General features: G+C 67.5%; 9 protein-coding genes. 6 read left to right on the plus strand and 3 right to left on the minus strand.

The window, feature by feature from the left end; translation table 11 throughout:
* Positions 1–922: 922 nt before the first annotated feature.
* Positions 923–10,789, minus strand: coding sequence for a LamG-like jellyroll fold domain-containing protein (locus tag OG730_RS04800; protein ID WP_327302985.1), 9,867 nt, complete (start codon positions 10,787–10,789; stop codon positions 923–925).
* Between the two features lie 1,193 nt (positions 10,790–11,982).
* On the opposite strand from OG730_RS04800, the gene OG730_RS04805 reads away from it, so the two are divergent.
* Entirely contained in the window at positions 11,983–12,267 is a 285-nt protein-coding gene (locus OG730_RS04805) for a hypothetical protein (protein ID WP_327302986.1), read from the plus strand.
* Positions 12,268–12,319: 52 nt separating this feature from the next.
* On the opposite strand, the gene OG730_RS04810 is transcribed toward OG730_RS04805, so the two are convergent.
* On the minus strand, positions 12,320–12,559 hold the full coding sequence (locus OG730_RS04810; protein WP_327302987.1) for a hypothetical protein: 240 nt from the start codon (positions 12,557–12,559) through the stop codon (positions 12,320–12,322).
* A 46-nt stretch (positions 12,560–12,605) separates the two neighbouring features.
* Positions 12,606–13,289 (minus strand): hypothetical protein, encoded by a 684-nt coding sequence (locus OG730_RS04815; RefSeq protein ID WP_327302988.1) that lies wholly within the window; start codon positions 13,287–13,289, stop codon positions 12,606–12,608.
* 233 nt (positions 13,290–13,522) lie between these two features.
* Between OG730_RS04815 and OG730_RS04820 the strand changes: the two genes are divergently transcribed.
* From OG730_RS04820 to OG730_RS04840, 5 genes are all read left to right on the plus strand, one after another.
* Positions 13,523–14,026, plus strand: coding sequence for a phage tail tube protein (locus tag OG730_RS04820; RefSeq protein ID WP_327302989.1), 504 nt, complete (start codon positions 13,523–13,525; stop codon positions 14,024–14,026).
* A gap of 107 nt (positions 14,027–14,133) precedes the next feature.
* Positions 14,134–14,712 carry an efflux RND transporter periplasmic adaptor subunit gene (locus OG730_RS04825; RefSeq protein ID WP_327302990.1) on the plus strand — a complete coding sequence of 193 codons (579 nt, stop codon included), beginning with the start codon at positions 14,134–14,136 and terminating at the stop codon, positions 14,710–14,712.
* A 32-nt stretch (positions 14,713–14,744) separates the two neighbouring features.
* Positions 14,745–15,089, plus strand: a complete 345-nt coding sequence (locus OG730_RS04830; RefSeq protein ID WP_327302991.1) for a hypothetical protein — start codon at positions 14,745–14,747, stop codon at positions 15,087–15,089.
* A 92-nt stretch (positions 15,090–15,181) separates the two neighbouring features.
* Positions 15,182–20,134: a phage tail tape measure protein gene (locus OG730_RS04835; RefSeq protein WP_327302992.1), complete on the plus strand. Its 4,953-nt coding sequence runs from the start codon at positions 15,182–15,184 to the stop codon at positions 20,132–20,134.
* Complete coding sequence (locus tag OG730_RS04840; protein ID WP_327302993.1) at positions 20,131–21,024, plus strand: phage tail family protein; 894 nt, start codon at positions 20,131–20,133, stop codon at positions 21,022–21,024. The genes OG730_RS04835 and OG730_RS04840 overlap by 4 nt, the downstream gene beginning before the upstream one ends.
* Positions 21,025–21,035: the final 11 nt, after the last annotated feature.

Raw genomic sequence — 21,035 nt, forward strand, 5'->3', positions numbered from 1 at the left:
TCCTTCGGCGCACGGCGGCAGGAGACTGGGAGCACCAGGTTACCGTCGATGGGGTGGACGTCTGGGCGCGTGCCCTCATCGCGGACGAGAGCGGCGAGCCAGCCCCAGGTGATGTTGTGACATACATGCAGCGATACACGCTTAGCACAACGACCCTGAGCGGCTCCAAACAAACCGGAGCACTTTACTGAGGGATCAATCAAGACAGGCTGGACCAAGGAGGACACACCGAAAGCGCGCATCCCAGATAGCCTTCACGACTGGACCCGCGATGCCGCGCGCCCAATTATCCAGTCGCTCCCTGCGGGTGAGCCGTCCACTGCAGTCAAGGTAAAGCCAACCGGACCCATGCCCCGCCTAGCCGACAGACGGGGCATCGCGAAGAGATCGAAGCTAGGCAGACCTTCGAGGTTATCCGCCGAGAGTCTCAAAGGTATGCCGCTGCGGCCACTGTGGAAGCCAGTCCGTTTCAATCTCCCCACTGAAGGAACTCGCAAGCCACTCCTCCAAGGGTGAGTCGGTTTCATGCCAGTCACCCCAATTCCGACGAAAGGCCGACACCGTCCATGGAGCACCCTCACCTCGAGGCACCAAAAATAGGCGGTCCCCGTCAACCGTGTGGCCCCACATGAGCATGCCCCCAGAATCAGGAAGGACAGGGTTAGTAATCAGTCGAGACTCGCCCCGTCTCACATAGTCACGCATCCACTCCCCCTTCTCCTGAACCACTTGCGGGCCGTAAATGAACAGATAGCCGTCGATCATGGCGTCACCGTAGGCCGCGCTAACCCTGTGAAATTCGGCAGGTAGAGACACCTGCCAGGCTTCCTCAACTAGCGCCAAACCACCTCCCCCTCGCCTCAATGGGGGACCCAAGATCTCCAAGAGTCGATCAAATTCACCACTCACGCAATAGCCTTTCTCACCAGCACTCATAGGTCGCCGCAACGTTATTGTCGAACTCGCATCGAACATCAACCGTACCGCTCGATTCAAACCTCACCCTAGTTGGAATCGGCGACTTAGGGTCACCATAAACAGGTTCCACATGCACGAACTGATGCCCTCCACTTTTGATGGACTGAACAACCGGATCTTCCGCGTGGTCATACATTGCCTGATTGGCCGTTTGATACAGCGGGACAAAATTTCGTCGATCCTTATTCGACCCACCCATTGCAAATCCTATGAGATGCCCGCGCGAGCGGTTGTCTAGCGGCAAATCATTAAGTCCAGCCAGGGGAAACCCCAGCCCAGGCCGCGGCGGGGGAGTGTAATCCTTCTGCGTAAGATCCGCGTAAGCGCCTGACGCTACACACACGCCAGCATGTCGCTTGAGCGGAAGATAGACCTTAGTTCCGTCCCAGCCCGGTCCAGTGTTACACCAATCCCTTCCTGTCTGACCTCCGGCACCCCCCATGCCGGGCACAGGGCTGTAACCATCAAGTGGCTCAGCAGCCTGATCGGGGGCAAAACCGGAAGCGGTCATAGCCAGAATGTCGTCAGCGTCGTACCTTGCCTCCCAGCCGTCTTCAAGGGTCCACCGTGCAATGCGGATCGCGGCATCGTCGACTGAGGCAGTATGTTTCGGCGCTGGGACGGGGTGCTCTCCGTTGTTGGGGTTCTGGTCGATCGGCGGTGCGGGCGGGCGGCATCCGCTGTAGCAGCCTCCACCGCCAGCTCCTCGACCTGGGCCTCCCCAACGGCCGCCTGGAGACCCGCTCGGCGTTGTTCCGATCTGCGACGGCGTCGAGGTGCCGGCCGGTGCTGAGCCATTGCCGCACAGCCAGTGGTTGCAGTGGCCGCCGAGTCGGGGGAAATTGTCGGGGTTGAGGTAGGCGCAGCCCAGCGGCGAATTTTCACAGGAGGTGGTGTACGTGGGCGTGGGATTGCCAACAATCCCAATGACGGCACCAATTACGCCGCCCACCCTGCCAGCCACCCGGAAGCCAAATCCTCCCCAGCTGAATCCTGAGCCCGTCGGCGTCGAAGGCCTAGGAGGAGCGAGGCTGGGGGCGACACGTGGTGGCGTTGCCCAACGACTTATGCCGGGGTCGAGGAAGTGTCCGGTGGGGTCAGTCCCATTGAGCGGGCTTGCGTTCGCGTAGGCGTAGCGGTTGGCCTGGACGGAGGGGTTCGGGTCGAGTTGCCAGGTGTCGCGGCTGGTGAAGCTGCCGATGCTGGGCTGATACCAGCGGGCGGCCATATTGACTTCGCCGCTGGTGGGGTCGGTCCAGCCGGACTGGTAGCCGACGGTGGGGTTGGTGCCGCTGGTGGCGGTGGTTGTGCCGAAGGGGTCGTAGCTACGGGAGCCGGCGAGGGTGGTGCCGTCTGGGTTGAGGCTGGCGACGAGGTCGCTGTGCTGGTCGGTGACGGCGAGGCGTGCGGTGCCGGTCTGGCTGGTCGTCGCGGTGGAGAGGACTGAGCCGCCAGGCATACGGCTGTAGGTGGTGGTGGCGTCGGTGACCAGGCTGTTGGACCCGCCGTCGTAGGTGAACGCGCTGGTGTTGTGGGTGAGGACGCGGTCGAGGCTGTCGTAGGTGAAGGTGCTGGTGCCGTTGGTGATGGTGCGTTCGAAGGCGTCGGACTTGATTTGCCGTGTGGCGTTGGCGTCTGTGGAGTCGGTGATGGTCTGCTCTGTGCCGCGGGCGCTGTAGTCGTAGCTTTCGGTGCCCCAGGTTTCCAGGCGGTTGCGTGAGTCGTATGTGCCTGTGAGGGTGCCGCGCTTGGTGAGGTTGCCGGCCTTGTCCCACTCGTAGGGCGTGTTGGTGGTGCCGTCGTTCCAGGACGTCATGCGGTCGGCGAGGTCGTAGGTGTAGGTGTTGGTGGCCGCGCCTGCGGTGCCGGTGGTCGTCTTCTTCACGAGCTGGTCGGCGAGGTCGTAGTCGTAGGCCTGGCCCTGGACTGCGGTGCCTGTGGTGCGGGTTACGGCGTCCTTGGTGAGGCGGCCGAGACTGTCGTAGATGAAGGTGCGGTTTGCGCTGGTCGTGTACGTGCCGTCCGTGCCGGGGCGGGCGTACTGGTCCTGTGTGGGCCGGCCGGCCGCGTCGTAGGCGCTCCGTACCTGGGTGCCGGTGAGGGGATCGGTGGCGGTTTGGAGGCGGCCGCCCAGGTCGTAGGTGAACGCTGTTGTTCCTGCGGCGTCGGTGCGGGCTGTCATGTTGCCGTCCGCGTCGTAGACGTAGGCGGATTTACCTGAGGGGCCGTCGGCTTTCAGGAGCTGGCCGCGGTCGTTGTAGGTGTAGGTGTTGCCGGACAGGACACCGTCGCCGCCGGAGCCGGTCATGCGGTCGGCCAGGTCGTAGGTGAGTGTTCGAGGGCGGGTGGCCGCAGCCGTGCCGCTGCCGGTCTCGGCTGTGAGGCGGCCGAGGGCGTCGTAGGTGCGCTGACGCTTGACTCCTCCGGGGAGGAGTTCAGCGACCGGCTGGCCGGCGGCATCGTAGGTGGTGGTCCAGGTGCGGGACGAAGCGGTCGAGTGCTCGGCGGTGGCCGGTTCGATGGTGGACTCGGGCAGGCCCCACGGAGTGAAGGTGTAGTACGTCGCCTTGCCGCGGCCGTCGGTCAGGCGGGTGCGGTTGCCCGCCGCGTCGTAGCCGAAGGTCGTCGTGATGGCGTCGGTGGCCGTGACCGGTTCGATCTGCTTGGTCATCCGGCCGAGTGCGTCGTACGTGTACGTGCGGCGTGAGCCGGTGGCCGAGGTGGATGCCGTCACGTTGCCGTCGGCGTCGTACTCGGAGGAGACCGTACGGAGTGCGGTGGTGCCCGTGCCGAAGTCGGTGACGGTGGTGGGGTTGCCCAGCGCGTCGTAGGTGGTGGTCGTCTTGCGGCCGGTGGCGTCGGTGGTGTCGGTCGTGCGGCCGAGGCCGTCGTAGTCCAGCGTGGTGATGCCGCCGAGCGGGTCGGTGGTGGTCAGGATCTCGCCGGCCGCGTTGTGGGTGGCCCGGCTGAGGCCTTGGCCGGGGGTTCTGATCAGTCTCAGGTTGCTGGCGTCGTCCCATGCGTAGCGGGACACCAGGTTCTTGAGGGTGGGCTTGCGTTCGATGGTGGTCGCGGTCAGCTTGCGGCCGAGTTCGTCGTAGGTGGCCTGGGTGCGGGCGCCGGTCTGGTCGGTGGCTGACAGGGGAAGGCCGGTCGGTGTCCAGGTGTAGGTGCTGACGCCACCGCCGGACAGGGTTGTGGCAGCGCCGTTGAAGGTGGTGGTGCCCGGGGCCTTCAGGGTCGTTCCCTCAGCTCCGAGGGCTGGGTCGGTCTTGCTGGCCAGGTTGCCGAGCTGGTCGTAGGTGAAGTACGTCGCGCGGCCCAGTGGGTCGGTTTGCGACGTGGGGCGGCCGAGCTGGTCGTAGGCCGTGCGTGCGGTGGCGGTGATCGTGGTGCCGCCGGGCGGGGTGTAGTCGGGCAGGGTGACGGCTGTGGGGCGGCCCAGGTTGTCGGTCTCCGTGCGGGTCACCTGGCCGCGGGCGTCCCGTGCGTCGGTGGCCTCGGCGAAGGTGTTGTAGCCGGTGAGCGTCTTGGGCGTGGTGGCGGTTGCCGCGGCCCCGTTCTCCTCGGTCTGTACCTGAGGGGCGGTCTGCTCGACCAGGCGGCCGAGGGCGTCGTAGCGGCTGGTGGTGGTGTTCCCCCGCGGGCTGACCTCGGTGAGGGGCAGGCCCCGCGGGTCGAAGGTGGCGGAGCTGGTGCGGGTCGTGGTGCCGTCGGTGACGGTCGCCTTCTTGGGGTTGCCCGCCGTGTCGTACTCGGTGGTGGTGGTCAGCTTCTTGCCGGTGGCGTCGATGGTCTGCGTCGACTTGGTGACCCGGTCGTCGTCGTCGTAGGACAGGGTCGTGACCCGGTTGAGGCCGTTGGGGTCGAATGCGGTGCGTGTGGTGCGTCCGGTGGCGTCCACGGTGCTCGTTACCGTCGCGCGGCCGTTGCCGGTCGTCTGGCTTGTGAGGTTGCCCGCGCCGTCGTACTCGTTGGATTCGAGGACGATGTCGTGCGTGGTGGCATCGGACATGGTGACGCTCTTCGCCGTGGTCGTGGCTCTCAGCCCGTCGTCGAAGTACGTGAAGGCGGTGGTGGCGCCCATCGCGTCGGTCGTCGAGGCGAGGCGGCCTGCCGGGTCGTAGGCGTGGGAGACCAGGACGAGGTCGTGGGTCTGGCCGGACGGGTCGCCGGTCCAGTTCTTCAGGACCGACTCGGCGAGGTTGCCGCGCTTGGTGAAGGCGTGGGTGACGACGTTGCCCGCCGCGTCCGTTTCCTGGGTGACTCGGCCCATGGAGTCGTGGGTGAAGGCAGTCTCGTTGCCGGCCGCGTCGGTCACGCTCTCGTTGAGGCCTTGGGCGTTGTACCGGTAGGTGGTCGTTCGCGTGGGGTCGCCGCCCGTCGTGTCCTGGGTGGACTCGGTCAGCAGCAGACCGTCTTCGTCGTAGGTCCGGTTGACCTTGGCGGTGTGGGTGGTTCCGGTGATCTCGTTCTTGACACCGGGACCGGTCTCGGATGCGACTCGGGACATGGCGTTGTAGGTGTAGGTCGTCGTCACCCCGGTCGGAGTCGCGGTGGAGGTCTGGGCCTCGGTCAGTTTCCGGCCGAGACCGTCGTAGGTGTAGGTGGTGGCGAGGCCGGAGGGGGCCGTCGACTTGGCCAGGTCACCGTTGGCGAAGTACGCGTAGGAGACGGTCATGTCGCCGGTGCTCTTCTTGGTGGCGACCAGGCCGGCGGGGGTGGTGCCGCCACCGACTGCGGGCTCGCTGCCCGTGGTGTAGGTCGTAGTGGAGGTTCGGCCGTCGGCGAGGGTCACGGTGTCCGGCAGGCCGAGCGGCGTGTAGGTGGTGGTGGTCCGATAGCGGTTGTCGGCCGCGCTGGTGGAGCGTGCGTCGCGGGCGGCGGTCTGCTTGCCGTTACGGGGATCCAGCGGGTCGGCGGCGTTGTAGTAGTAGTCGGCGAACGCAGTCCAGCAGGAGTCCTCGTCCCGGCAGGTGGTGCTGGATACCGTGTTGCCGCGCTCGTCGTGGCCTGTGACGGTGGCGTGGCCGTTGGGATCAGTGACGGTGTGCAGGTAGCCGCCGGTGTCGTATGTGTAGGTCGTCACGTCGCCGTCGGCGTTCGTTGAGGCGGTGCGGCGCTGGCCGCGCACGGCGTCGTAGGTGCTGCTGGTGTTGGCCCCCGCGGGGTCGGTGACGGTCACGGTCGCCGTGAGGGAGGACCCTGAGGCGTTGGTGCGGGCGTTGTAGTGCTTGGCGACCTGCTCGCCGGTGAGGGGGGTCGGGTAGACGGCGACTTCGTCGATCTGACCGGTGAAGTAGTTCAGGCTGGGTCCGGGCGAGGCCGGCCAGTAGTTGGTGAAGCCGGCTCCTATGTAGGTGCGCGTGTTGGCCTGGTGCTGGGCCGGAACGTTGGTGGCCTGGGCAACCTGGGTTCCGTCGAGGTACAGGGTTTGGGTGGATCCCTTGGCTGTGATCGCGGCGTGGTGCCACTGGTTGTCGGTCACCGTGGCCAGTGAGGCGTTGGTGGCTGCGACCCCGGCGGTGAAGTACTGGCCGTGGAGCTTGTTGTCGGAGCCGACGTACAGCACGGGCGTGTAGGTGGCCGGTGCGTCGGGTAGCGCATGGCTCTGGTCGCTGAGCAGGGGGCCGGGCTTGGTGGTCTTGAACCAGAGCTCGGCCGAAAGGTCGGTTTCAGGAATGCGGGCGGCGGGGAGCTCGGCGTATCCGTCGCCTGCGAACTGGGCCGCCGGGCGGTCGCTCACGCCGAACGCGCCCGTGGTGTTCAGTGTCGCCTTGGTGTAAGCACCGTTGGCGCCGGTTGCGGTGACCTTGTTGGTGACGGTGGTGCCGTCGGCCTCGTCGAGCTGCCAGTAGCTGGACGGGGCGTCGGCCATGACCGCGCCCTGGTACTGATCGCCGTTGCCGGCAACCAGGCGTGTCCGCGCCTTGTAGTGGTTGGCGACGGCGGCGGCGGTCAAGCTCTTGTCGTAGATCGCCACCTCGTCGAGCTGACCAGAAAAGTAGCGCGTAGCACCCGGCTGTCCGTCCCAGTCCAGGCCGGAGTATCCGGCACCGAGGTAAGCCTGCGCCAGGGTCTCGGGCGCGACCGCCCCGCTCATGTAGCCGATCTTGGTGCCGTCGAGGTACAGCGTCTGGCCGATGGAACCGCCGGAGAGGGCCACATGGTGCCAGGCGTTGTCCGTCACAGCGGTGCTACTGATGATCGAGCCGCTCATCGTGCCGCGCCACAGCCGGCCACGGAGTTTCCCGTCCGCGTCAATGAGCAGACTGGGGTTCCACTTCGTGGGAGTGGTGCCCAGCTCGGTGTCTTGCAGCGAGAGGAGAACGCCGTTCGGCTTGTCAGTCCGGAACCACATCTCGATGGCAAGAGAGCTCGAGCCGCCGATGGACTCCGCGGGCACATCGATCGCGCCTGCGACTCCGTCCAGGGCGACCGAGCCGTCGTCGCCGTCCATGAAGGCACCGACCTGGCCGAGGGTGACCCCGTCGTGGTAGGAACCGTTGCCGCCGCTGGATATCTCGTCGGCCGCTGCCGCGCCGCTGCTGTCGCCCAGGCGCCAGTAGTTGACGGGGCCGGTCGTCTGCACGGCGTTGGTGTAGGCCTGAGAGCCCGCGGAGTACTGGGGTGCGGAGATTTTCCAGGTGCCGCCGGATTGGTCGGTGACCTGGGTGGCGCGCTCGGTGTTGCTGTCGTAGATGACCTTGGCGCCGATCCGGCCCGAGGGCAGGGTGGACTTGGTCAGTTTGGAGGTCCCGGTACGTGCGTCGTAGTGGGCGCGCACCGTGCCGGCGTCCAGGGCCCGGTGGTAGACGGCGGCCTCGTCCATGCTTCCGCTGAAGTAGCGAACCGCCCGGTCGGGGTTGTTGTCCCACTCGACACTGGAGTAGCCGGCGCCGAGGTACGCGAAGTTCTTATTGCTGTGGTCGACGGTCCCGGTGCGGGAGCCGACGCTCTGCCCGTCAAGGTAGAGGGTCTCGCTCGTCCCGCTGCTGGTGAGGGCTGCGTGATGCCAGGCCCCGTCACTGACCGCCGCGGACGAGGAGAGCGGCGCCTTCCATTCGCCAGCCAGCTCGAAGCCACCGCGGAGCTTGCCTGCCGCGTCGATGAGCAGGGCAGGGCTGAACCGGGTGGGTACACCGTCACCGAGCCGCGCGTTCTGGAACCCGACCAGGACACCGGGCTTGGTGGTCTTGAACCAGAGCTCCGCGGTCAGGACCTTCGAGGAGGCCAGCGTGGTCTCCGGGATCTCAATGTGAGAGCTGGTCCCGTCGAAGGTGGCAGCCTTGTTGCCCGTGCCGGTCAGAACACCCGGACTGGAGAGGCCGACGTCGCGGTAGCGGCCGGCGTTGAGGCCCGTACGCGAGACGGCTTCGCTCTCCGCGTCTTCGCCCTCGCTTTCGTTCAGCCGCCAGTAGGAGACCGGATTGGCGTCCAGGACCGTGCTTCGGTACTGCGAGCTGGTCGTGTACTCGTACACGGTGCACGCGGTGGTCGAGGTCGGCGGGCACACCTTTGTCAGCCTGCCGTTGCTGTAGGTGTACGTCCATGTCAGGGCCGGAGCACCCGGCCCGGTGGCGTCGGTGCTGACCGTGCTGACACGCCCGACACTCCAGGTGAAGGTCAAGGCACGCTTGGAGAGTGCGTCGGTGACCTTCGTGAGAAGGCCACCCGTATAGGTGAGGAGCTGCTGGCGTCCGTTGCCGTCCGCGACCTTCTTCAGCAGGCCCGCGGCATCGAAGGTGTACAGGGCGCCGCCGGCGTCGCGCAGTGTCCACCCACCACCGCTGACGGAGGTCAGGGCGCCCATGGAGCCCGAGGGAGCGGTGTAGGTGCCGTCGTTGTTCCGGCCGAATCGGACCTGGCTGCCACTCGCGAGAGTGATCATGACGTTGCCGTCGGTCTCGGCCTTGGCCCGCATGTCCCAGCGCGTCGCCCAGCCGGCGCCGAAGGCACTGCTCTGGCGGGGGTCCTGGGAGTTGTACGTCCGGGTGACCGCGAGTTCCGGGCCCACGACCGGGATCGCGGCGTCGGTGGCGGCGGTCGCGTAGTTGCCGGCACGCTCGCCGAATTCGCGTCCGTTGTCAGTGCCGCCGAGATGCGAGGTGATCACAGGCTGCGGGACCTGAGTGGTCAACATCGACGGCTGAGTCTGAGCCGACTTGGCCTGCCCGTCATTCGCATACCCGTACCACGCGTACGTCTTCGACCAGCTCAGCCAGCCAGCGGTCACCACCCAGCTCTGCGACGGGGTGGCCGGAGACTGACGGCAGTTCTTCCGCGCGTCCTTGCCCTCGACCTCGCACACCTCGAACTGGTATGTCAATGCACTGGGAAAGCGGTCCTTGTCGGCCGCGGCGATCCAAAGGGGCGGAGTGAGCGTGTCACTGAGGGAGCCGCTCGGCGGGGCCGCGCCGGTGAGGTAGGGCGGGATGTTCACCGCTTCAACCTTGATGGCCACAGCTGGAACGCCTTGAGAGGCGAAGGAGTTGACCCCGACCTCATCCATCGTCCACGCGATCGTGTAAGTCCCGGGGGTCAGCGCCGCAATATTCGCGTCAACCGTCGCTGAGCCGCCTGGGGGAACATCGTTGGGCATGTTCGTCCAGCGGATCTTGCTCCAGTAGTCACCGCCCACAAGCTTCCCTGCCCCGTCGTACAGGTCGTAGCGCAGCTTGAAGTTGCCGGCCTTGGGCCAGGTCTGCTGGCCCTGGTTGGTGACGGTGACCTTGAACGTGCCCTCGGACGTCGCCGTCATCGGCTGGACGAAACCGCCCATCTGATACGCGGCTCCGTACTTTGTCCACGTCACATCCAGGCTCGGGGCCCCGCTGGGGTAGTCGTCCGAGCCGAACTGCTTCCAGCTCTTCGAGTCGGTGGTCGAGGCCTTGACCGCGAGGCCGTAGTTCGGCTTGCGGCCATGCGTCCAGTCATCCACCAGCTGACGGCCTGCAGAACCGAGAGGGATGCCGTCCCAGGCCGGCGCACAAGCCCAGGTAGTCGTTCCCTCCGGACGCCAGGCGTGCGCAAAGCTCTTCGAACCGAGTGCGGGACCGGTCGCCGGGCCAGGCCAGGTCGAGGTGCTGGACTCGGACCAGTTCGAAGTGATCTGGTGCACCGTCACGGGGCGGGCCGTGCACGACTGCGACCACGTGTTGTACAGCGAGAGGGTCGCGCCGATCACGTACCCGTTCTTGAGTGCGCCGCTGCCCAGCCCGTCGAACTTCAGGAAGCTGGCCGCCTTGTGACCGCCTCCGTCGTACGTGCCGACCTTGATGTTGGTGTTGCTGGCGAAGTTCGTGTCGTACGGGTACTCGACGAACGTGCCCGAGGTGGCCGACACGCCCGCCACGGTCGGGTCCACCTTCACGGGAAAGACCCGCTCCGGGGCGGACAGCCATTCCGCGTCCAGCGAGACGACAAGGATCGGGCGGCCGCCCGATTCCTCCAGCGAGTAGGTGACGCCGGAGGAGATGACACCCTCATTGGAGTTCTCCGCGCGGTTGGAGTCCTCCATCCAGCCCGCGGGCATCCAGCCCTGCTGCTTGCCTGCGGCATCCGTGAAGGCCACACCGCCGAAGCCGTCGAGCTTCGCAGTCAGGCCGTTCAGGGTAAGGGGGAATCGCCACTGAGTGGGAGCGGTCTTGTCCTTGAGAATCAGCGTCTCCTTGATGGAGTCGCTGCCCGCTATCAGCTCCACATCGGAGGACGCGCGGACCTCGGGATAGGTGATGACGCTTCCCTCGACCTTGCCCGTCGAGTGAGCAGCTCCCTCGATCCCGTAGCCGATGGACTCGGCGTCGCTCACACCGATACGTGCCAGGGTCGCCGAGTCCGCAAACTCGGCGAAGTACACCGAATCCTGTGTCGATCGGGGCTGCCAACCCGACTCGGAGAGACTCATCGTTCGCGCGCCACTGGCTACAGGCTTGATCAGCTGCGTGTCGATAGGATTCCATTTCCCTTCACGGGAAAGGAAGTTGACCGGCTCGTTGTAGTAGCGAGTCGTGTACGTGCCGTCCTTGTTGAGGAACGTCCGCGCACGCTCTGCGCGCTCCCCAGCCACTTCGGTACTCGCCTTGGAGTCGAAACCCTTCGGTGCGGGAACCGAAGGAGCAGCGACCACAATCGACGGAAGCGAAGCCGGCGACTTGGGTTCAACGCCCAGCTCTATCTGAGACGAACCACCACCCTGCGGCAACTCGCCTGGCGCTTTCTGCGCGCCACTGCGCCCACCGCCGACAGAAGCACCGGTCGCACTCCCGGCAGCATCGTGGCTGCGACCGCGCGCCGAACCCCAAGCCTGCCCTGGGCGCTCCCCCGCACCAGAACCCTTCGCGGCGGTGACCCACTGGTTCACGGCCAGGGCGGCCTGCTCCGTCCCGGCCAACACGGCCATGACGAAGGCAATGACAACGACGAACGGACGCGCGATGCGCACGAAGAGCCCCCACAAGAACGATCAAGAGGGGGCTATTCCTATCTGGAATCACAGCCACCGCACAACAGGTAACTGAACTTCAATTAAACCCAGTTACCTGAATTCAGTAGCGGGCAGATAGATCCATTTACTGCCGGATCGTGCCCAATTCCCGGGACAAGCGACGCTCCGAGTGGTGAATGTCACGTGCGAGCGCCCCCGGTCGCAGCCGCGGCGGTATCGCCATATGGGTGAATCGCCCCGAACTCCTCACTGCCTGGAGTCTGAACCTCGTTCGACTTCCGCTGCTGGCTGTCGTACCTGGGTTGATTTTGAAGCCAGCGCCAGGGAGATCAGGCCGCAGGGTCGTTGCGTGAGGGTGCTTCGCCAGGGTGGCCGGGACCAGCCGCCGCCTACTTCACCCGGGACACTGAGTGATCGACCGCGCCCCCTGACGCCCGCCGTGCGCACCATGCTGGCCGCGGCGACCGGTCGGCCTTGCGGAGTCAGAGGGCTTCCGCTGGTGGACGGCAAACCGGCGCCGCTCCCGTACAGCGTCCTCTACCCGGCTGGGCGGCCCCGTGGACGGCGCACCGTTCTCCGACGCCTCCGAGGACGCTCACCTCACCTATCAGGTGACGATCGTCGCCGCCCGGATCGACCAGGCGGAGTGGCTGGCCGACCGAGTCCGCCTGGGGTTCCTCGACCGAACCTCGGCCGGCGGGTGGGAGCAGCCACTCAGCGTGGCGGGCGGCACGGTGTGGGCTCGCGAGCTCATCGCGGACGACGGCGCAGGCTCCACCACAGCAGGGGATCTCGTGGCGTACGTTCAGCGGTACAAGGCGAGCGTCACAACTTCGGGATGAACGCCGCGAGGGCGGGAGCCCTCGAAAGGTGATCTCCCGCCCCGTGGCCTCGTTAGACGCGCTCGGAGAGGTGGACGACCTCTTCGACCTGATCTTGATCGGGCTCGGCGGGCGCTACGCGGTCCGCGATTACACGGCGCAGCCGCGTCACTTTGGGCCCCCAGAACTCCCTCGTGAGGCTCACAAGCCGCTTCGTCACGGGCGGGCCGATGACCGCCGCGCACACCGCGATGAGGGTGGTTTCCGTCCCATTCTCCACGATCGCCGAGATGGTGATGTTGATGAACTGCACTGGAACTCCATGTCGATGAACAGGCGCCGCTCGCCCGTTCTGGAGATCAGGCAGCGAGCGCCCAGGAATGTACTGGGGCATCGAGGTGGAGTCCGAGCTGAGGTCCGCGTGGGATCTCAGGTGAAGCCATTCTGAGCAGGCCGCATGGCGATGTGTCGTGGGGCGGTACGTGGGAGACGAACTCGTAGCTGCCGATACCCAGCAGTCGGTCCAGGGCTCGTTGGATCTGTCGCCTCAGGCGGGCGAGCTTGCGGCCGAGCTGGGCGAGTTCGGCGTTCGACATGCGTTGCAGGGTGCGCACCAGCTGTCCTTGGGGCGCGTCAAATAGGTGCGGCTGTACCGGATCACGCAGTGCCTGGCTGCTCGGTGGGAACTGGCTGTCCAGCGCGAGGGGGGTCGGCGGTGTGGTGTCCGCCGGGCGGTGCGGGCCGGCAACGGTCCAGCCCTCCTTGCGAAGGTCTCGGACGCGGCGGTCCGCTAGCTCCGATGCAACACCATTTCCGATGACCTCTGTTGCAGCCAGGAGCCGCAGAGCGGTAGCGCGCTTACCTGCACCAGGGGCACCCGCGACCACGACGACCTGTTGGGTGGAAATCCCGTGCGCCACCCTGCCCATGGTCAGGAGTTGGGGATCCCTCCATTCCGGATCCAGCTCTCGGAGGGGAGAAGCACAGCCCTTGGCGGCCCTGGGGGGCGCCATCTCATCCATGTGCGGGCCGTGATCGGTCACGTGGTGATTTTAGCCTCTCAGCGGACGAGTTGAAGGTGATCTGACCGTCGTTTGGACGGCGGTAGGCTGATCAGGTAGAGCCAGCCGGTCGCCACCGGTAGGTCACTCCCTCACCGCGGAGGCCCCGCGCGGACGCCTAACCCGATCAACGGGTGGGCCGGTTCCCCGACATCGTCGAGGGACGGGGGCCTCCCTGACGTGCGGCTGCCGTCCCGGAATCGGACAGCAGACCCTTGCAGATCCAGAAATACTCGCGGCGCGGCATCACGCGCATCCTGTGGCTTAAGGCCGTCAAAGACACTGGCCACCTTCCTACTCGGGCGGAGCTGACCGCCGGTACCGACCTGACGAACGCCATCGCGGCGATCGACGGCTGGTCGCTGTCGAACCAGGCGATCGAGACCCCGGACCTGGGTTCGACGTTCGAGTCGAAGATCCCCGGCACTGATCAGGCGGACGACTCGTCCCTCGGCTTCTACGAGGACAAGGTCGCCGACGAGGTCGAGCAGCTCCTGACGAAGGACTCCACCGGCTGGGTGGTGATCCTCCGCAAGGGCGACGTCCCCGGTAGCCGGTCCATGGACGTCTTCCCGGTGCGGATCGGCTCCCGGTCGCCGCAGTACTCCGTCGACAACGAGGCCGCCAAGTTCACGGTCGCGTTCTCGATCACGGAGAAGCCGCTCCAGGACGCCGTGGTGCCGCCCGCCGGCCCGAAGACGCTGCCTGCAGCCACGTGACCTCCCGGCCGGGCCTGCCGCGTTCCTGCGCCCCATCCGTTGTTGGCGTGCGCTCGACGCAGGCCCGGTCGGGCCCCACCCCTCTTTCACCCTTGGAGACACCTCTGATGTCCGGCCCCACCACGTCCACCCCGCCCGAGCCTGCTGTTGCCCGTGACGCCCACTGGGCCAGCAAGCTCGCCCGTCTCCGCGCCCGGCAGCTCCCGGAGCAGGTACTCCAGCTGTGCGACGACGCGGCCGCTCAGAAGCGCCTCGACCAGGCGAAGCTGAACCTGGCCCGTCTGCGTATGGCTGATGCGGAGACGGAAGGTGAGCAGACCGAACTTGAGGCGGCGCAGGGCGAGCTGGTCGCGGCGCAGGCCGCGTACGACGCGGTGTCGGATCGGCTCGTGTTCAGGGCGCTGCCGCGTCCGGTCCTCGACGGACTGATCCGGCAGAACCCTCCGACGGAGGACCAGGCGGAGACCGGTGACGCCTGGAACCCCGAGAGCTTCCCGCCGGCGCTGGTAGCCGCCGCGCACATTGAGCGGGACGAGGACGGTCAGGTGGTGGAGGGGCTGACCGTGGAGGACGCCCAGGACCTCCTGGACAGCTGGCCGATCGCGGAGTCCAACGCCCTGTTCGCAGCGGCCTGGCAGGCGCAGCAGATCAACCGGTCGACGGTCACGGAGCTGGGAAAAGGCTGATCGCTGACGGTCAGCTCCGGGCCGAGCTGGAGGTGTGCGACCGGTACCGGATCTCGCACTCCTTCTTCCTCGGCGCCGGAGACGGCCGCTGGTCGGAGAGCGACCGGGCGAAGGCGCTCGCCTACGAGGCGTACCGGCGCAGCGTGTGCGAGCAGTGCGGCACGCGGGGCGCCGAGTGGAACGAGGAGGCGGGCGGTGACCGGCACGCGTACGTGAGCACGACGGTCCGGTGCGTGGGCTGTGAGCTGATCGCCACGGAGCAGCAGCAGGTACCGGACGGCCCTGACGGGTACGGCGTACGGATCGGGCTGATCCCCCGCGCTGCTGCCGAGGCACAGGCCGGGGACCGTGCGGCCGGGAGCACTACGGTGGACTGAGTTGGAGTGCGGGCCGTTAGCGGCCCGCACGCACCGCTTGGGGGCGGTGGGGCGCACAAGGTAGGCGCGCGGGGAGTAAGGGCACCGGTCAGGTGTCGAGCTACACGCTCAGCGTGCAGATGCGCGCCGACGCGGCGCAACTGGTGTCCAGCATCCGTGGCGCCTCCGGCGCGCTGCGGTCCCTCGGCCGTGATGTCGATTCCCTCCACCGCACCCTTGGCCGTGTCGGCTCCGGTTCCGCCGGGCTGCGCGGGATCTCCACCGACGCCGATGGTGCGCGGCGTGCTCTTCGGCAGGCCGGTTCGGATGGTGACGCGTCGATGCGCCAGCTGCGGCGCGGGCTCATCGGGGCCCGCCAGGAAGCGCACCACCTGCGGAGCCTGGTGGCCGGTGGCGGCATCGTCGCCGGTCTCGCGGAGATCGCCCGGGAGGGCAACGAGTACCAGCGCGCCATCCAGAAGTGGGGCGCGGTCACGAACGCCTCCGGCCAGGAGATGGTCATGGCCGCGGCCAAGGCCCGTGAGCTCGGCTCCGACCTCAAGATCCCCGGCACATCGGCCTCGAAGGCGGCGGACGCGATGCTGGAGCTCGCGAAGGCGGGCCAGACATCCACGTCGTCCATCGCGAACGCTCGGGCGGCGATGCAGCTCGCCGCAGCCGACAACCTGTCCGCTGCCGACGCCGCCCGGTATCTCGGTGACGTCATGGACCAATTCGGTCTCAGCTCGAACAATGCGGGCCGAGCCGCTGACGTGCTTGCGGCCGGCGCGAACGCGGCCTCCGGTGGGCTCCAGGACATCTACTACGCGATGTCGTACACGGGCCCGGTCGCCGCCCAGTTGGGGATTTCACTGGAGGACACGGCGGCGTCCGTGGCGATGCTGGCCCGCTCCGGCATCCTCGGCTCGAAGGCAGGCACGTCCCTGCGAGGGATCTTCACGAACTTGGCCGCTCCGACGAAGCGGATGAAGGAAGGCCTCGCCGAGCTTGGCATCGAGGCGTGGGACACGCAGGGCAACTTCAAGGGCCTGCGTACCGTCGTCGAAGGGTTCGAGAAGGCCCAGCACAGCCTGAGCCAGAAGGACTTCACCGCGGCCTTGTCGAAGGTCGTCGGTAAGCCCGCCCTCGCCGGTGCGATGGCCCTCGCTCATCAGGGTGTCGAGAGCTTCGACCAGATGCGGACGGCGATCGGCCGTACCGGTGCGGCCGGTGAGATCGCCGCCTCCCAGACCAAGGGTCTCGCCGGTGCCCTCAACCAGTTGAAGAGCCAGGCGAAGAACAGCGGCCAGGTCCTCTACACGGCGGCCGCGCCCGCGCTGGAGAAGCTGACCCGGCTGACGACGAAGGTTCTCGGCTCGGGCACTCCGGCCGTCGCCAGTGCCCTGGACTACCTCCACGACCTCTACACCCTGGCGAGGCCGTCCGCGTCGAAGGCGGCTGCGAGCGGGCTGGCCGAGGTCCGTAATGTCCTCGGCAGCCTCGGTGCCCCGGTGAAGAACCTGGCGTTCGATGCGCTCGCTTCGGCGATCAACGTGGTGGTCAATGCCGGCCGGGCCGCTCTCGACATCTTCAGGAACCTGGGCCAGGGCCTCGAACCGGTCGCGGACGCGCTGTCCCAAGTGGCGAGCGAGAGCGGGGCCGGGGCGAGCGCCCTGGACATCATCGTCACCGCCCTGAACCTGACGAGCAGCGCGGCCTCGTACGTGTCCGGTGCCCTCAAGCCGATCGGTGAGGTGGTGGCCTGGCTGCTGCGGGGGTTCTCCGCACTGCCGGGCCCGGTACAGACCGCGATCATCGCGATGTTGATGGCGAGCCGGGTCGCTCCGACGATGACCCGGCTCGCCGGAACGGTGTCGGGGCCGGTGGTCGGCGCGTACCGGTCGTGGGGCGAGCAGATGCGCGTGCAGTCCACGCTCGCCGCCGCACAGGGCCAGTCCGTGGGCCGTATCGGTTCGGCTCTCGCCGTGCTGCAGACCCGCATCCCGATCGTCGGGCAGATGAGCGCCGCGTTTCGGGCCGCCGAGGGTCCGGCGTCCGGTCTGGCCAGGTCGATCGGGGTCGGGCTGGGTGGCGCTGCCCGCGGGCTGATGGGTGCGCTCGGCGGCCCGTGGGGTGTCGCCATCGCCGCGGCCGGTATCGGGCTGTCCATGCTGGCCTCCTCCCAGCAGAAGGCCGCGCAGGCTGCCGCCGATCACCAGCAGCGGATCAGCGGCCTGTCCCAGGCGCTGCGGGAGTCCAATGGTGCGATCACCGACAGCGTCCGCGGGGCTGCCGCGCAGGCCGTCATGGACGCGAAGGTCTTCGACGGCAAGGCCCGCTTGGTCGACGTGATGGAGAAGGCCGGGGTCAATGCCCGGCAGCTCACCAACGCCTACCTCGGGCAGGACGGCGGCCTCAACGCCCTCCAGAAGAGCTTGCAGAGCACCGCCGACGCCAACCGCGAGCTGATCGTCACCTCTGGTGGCGGCTCGTACACCTACACGCAGCAGGGTGTCGCCTACGCGAAGGCCGCCGAGGCCTTGGGGTCGGTCAAGGGCGAGATGTCTCAGGCCGTGAAGGACGCCAAGAACCTCGCGGACGCGACCGGCTCGGGCGCCAAGTCCGCTGCCGACAGCGTGGGCCCGTTCGGGAAGTTCTCCGACGCGATGCGGCGCCTCTCGGACAGCACCGCCGACGCCGACACCCGGGCCCGTGCCCTGCACGATGCGCTGAACATCCTGGCCGGCGGGTCGGTGAACCTGTCGGCGGCCGAAGCCCGGCTGAACCGCAGCGTCCTGGATGCGTCCGATGCACTGAAGGGCGGCGTCGACCACGCCGAGGGGTACGGCAAGGTCCTGCTGAACATGGACGGTTCGCTGTCCACGGTCACCCGCAACGGGCAGAGGCTGTTCGATGTCCTGCAAGGGCTGTCGACGAACTCGGCGGACGCGGCCCTGGCGGCGTACCAGTTCGCGGAGGCCAATGGGAAGAGCGTCCCGGAAGCCCTCCAGGCGGCGCAGAAGCAGATGCAGTCCGCGCGTGACTCCGCGATCTCGACGGCCAAGGGCTTCGGGCTGTCCGCCGAGCAGGCGGGAAAGCTGGCCGACGCGGCGGGCCTGGTGCCCGAGCAGGTGTCGATCCTCCTCCAGACCGCCGGCATGGATGCGTCGATGGCGGAGCTCATCGCCGTGCAGCAGGCTCTGAAGGCGACACCCGACAACAAAACGGTGACCATCGCGACCCTCTCGAACGAGGCCCGCGAGGACCTGAAGCGGCTTGGCTTCTCGATCACCGACCTGAAGGACCGGCGGGTTCAGGTGACCGCCCCAACCGACCTGGCGCGCACCGACCTGGACGCGCTCATCTCCAAGATCAGCCAGACACCCGGGGCGAAGCACGTCGCGGTGTCGTCGTCGACGGCGGAGACGATCGCGAGCCTGGAGAACCTCAAGACGGCCATCGCGGGTGTCCCCGGCGGCAAGTCCGTCATCGTGAGCGCGCCGACCGACGTCGCACGCCAGGAGCTGCTGAACCTCGACTTCTCCATCGAGGCGGTACCGGGCAGCAAGAACGTGTCGGTGACCGTGCCGACAGGGTCGGCGACGAGCGGGGCCGCGACCATTCAGGGCGCCATCAACGGAATCTACGGGCGCACCGTGACCGTCACCACCGTCCACAACGACATCTGGAGGACCTCTCGGCAGCCGGGCCCGTACGCGGACGGCTATCAGTTCGCGAGCGGCGGCATCCTCACGTACGCCTCCGGCGGCGTCCGGGAGAACCACGTCGCGCAGATAGCTCGCGGCGGCGAGTGGCGGGTGTGGGCGGAGGACGAAACCCAGGGCGAGGCGTACATCCCGTTCGCGTCCGGCAAGCGGGCCCGCTCGAAGGCAATCCTCGACCAGGTGGCGCGCCGGTTCGGCGGTGAGGTCACCTACAACGCGTCCGGCGGTCTGTCCGACTGGTCCTACCAGCCGCTCGGCGGGGGCGGCGGGTTCTCCATCAGCGATGTCGTGTCCAAGTCGCAGAAGAAGAAAGGCGACAAGGAAGTCTTCGACCTCGGCATGTTCGAGAAGAACCTGCGCAGCTCGGTGTCAACGGCGCAGTCGTGGCGCTCCAACCTGACCACCGTTGCCCAGCGGGCCGGCACGGATGTGGCCAACGCGTTGGAGGACATGGGGGCCGATGGCGTTGAGCTGACCCGGAAGATGGCCACCGGCTCGACCGCCTACGTGCAGGACATGGCTGAGCAGCTCAAGCAGCTGTCGGCGACGGCCCGCGGGAGCCTGGCCGACTACACGGCGCAGCTCAAGAACGCGGTGAAGGACAACGCGTCCTTCCAGAGCGCCCTAGCCCAGCTGGCGTCGAACGGCTTCGGTGCGCTCGCGGAACGGTTGGCGCAGCAGAACGACGCGAGCGCGGAGGCCCTCGCGCAGGAGGCGGTACGCGACCACGGCAAAGCGGAGAAGGCGAACGCGGCGGCGAAGGCGGCGGGCAAGTCACTGGACGGGGAGCAGCTGACCGACCTGGTGAAGCTGATCGGTGCGCTCGGCGCCGGCCGTGGCATTCACGATGTCGCGGACGTGACCGGGCTCGGTGAGGACCGGCTCATCGAGGTCGCGAACCTGGCGTCGACCCAGCTGCGGAGCACGGGGGCTCGAGGTGAGCGGTTCCTCTCGGACCTGGTGAAGGCGAACCGTGGTCTGGCCTACGCGAACGGCGGTATCTGGGAGCCGGGTGTCTACGGCGGCGCCGGGGCATCCAGGGGGCTGATCAAGTTCGCGGAGCCCGAGACCGGTGGCGAGTCGTACATCCCGCATGCTGCGGCAAAGCGGGGCAGAGCCACAGCCGTACTCGGAGCGACCGCAGGGAAGTTCGGCTACGGGCTGGTACCGCGCAAGCTCGTGGATGCCGGGAGCGGCCGCCCGCAGATCGTCGTGGTGCAGCAGTCACCCGCGATCGGCACGCAGACCATCCACGTGGCGAACAGCCCGGCCTCCGCGAACGACATCGCTGCGTCCATGGCCTACCAGCTGCGGCGGGCACAGCGTGGGGGGCTGCGATGACCGCCGTGCTGAAGGACTTCCAGGCGGAACTGGGCGGCGTCGTCATCGGGTACGGAACGCGCGTGCCCATGGCGGAGATCGAGGGACTGGGCCGGGCCCCGGTGCGCGGTGATGTCGTGCCCCGGCCCGGCGCGGACGGGGCGTGGGCGGGCACCGACTGGTACGAGGCCCGGACGATCCGCATCGACTGCGGCATCAAGACGCCCGGGGACCCGGCGGCCGGCGTGGAGATCCTCTCCGACCTGCAAGAGCTCGCGGATGCCGCCAACGCCCGTACGGCCCCAGGTGCGGTGATGCCGCTGCGGATCAAGTGGCCTGGCCGTGAGACCCGCGTCCTGTTCGGCCGGCTGCGGCGGGTGGATCCGTCGTGGGAGAACGCAGCGGTCGGCTGGATCCCCCTGGATATCGAGTTCGTGGCCGTCGACCCCCGTTTCTACGCGGATACGACTTCCGCGCTGAGGTTGTCGCTGTCCCGGCAGGACCTCGGCGGGCTGAAGGCGCCGCTGGTTGCTCCGCTGAACACGGGTATCTCCCTTCCGGACGAGCGGCGCGGCTGGGTCCGTAACGACGGCACCCTCCCGGCGTGGCCGACCCTGCGGATCACCGGCCCGTGCATCGACCCCCGCATCTACATACCGAAGACGAGCCAGCTTCTTCAGTTGTCCGTGTCGCTGACCACCGGCGAGTACATCGACATCGAGACCCGGCCCGGGACGCGGTGGGCGCTGCGCAACGGCACGGAGAACGTCGCCGTGGGCATGTCGACGGACTCCCGGCTGGACCGCTTCCAGATCCCGGTGGGCTCCACCGAGCTGTGGTGGACCGCCCGGGGCTACTCCTCGGCCTCCCGCCTGTCGGTGACCTGGCGGGCCGCCTTCAAATCCCTGTAACCCCCCTCATG

Origin of the sequence: Streptomyces sp. NBC_01298, from assembly GCF_035978755.1 — a bacterium.
Taxonomy (GTDB): Bacteria; Actinomycetota; Actinomycetes; order Streptomycetales; family Streptomycetaceae; genus Streptomyces.

What these genes read in the sequence shown, in the direction of transcription:
- OG730_RS04840 (WP_327302993.1), top strand. Translation starts at nt 20,131, where the DNA reads ATGACCGCCGTGCTGAAGGACTTCCAGGCGGAACTGGGCGGCGTCGTC.
- OG730_RS04825 (WP_327302990.1), top strand. Translation starts at nt 14,134, where the DNA reads ATGTCCGGCCCCACCACGTCCACCCCGCCCGAGCCTGCTGTTGCCCGT.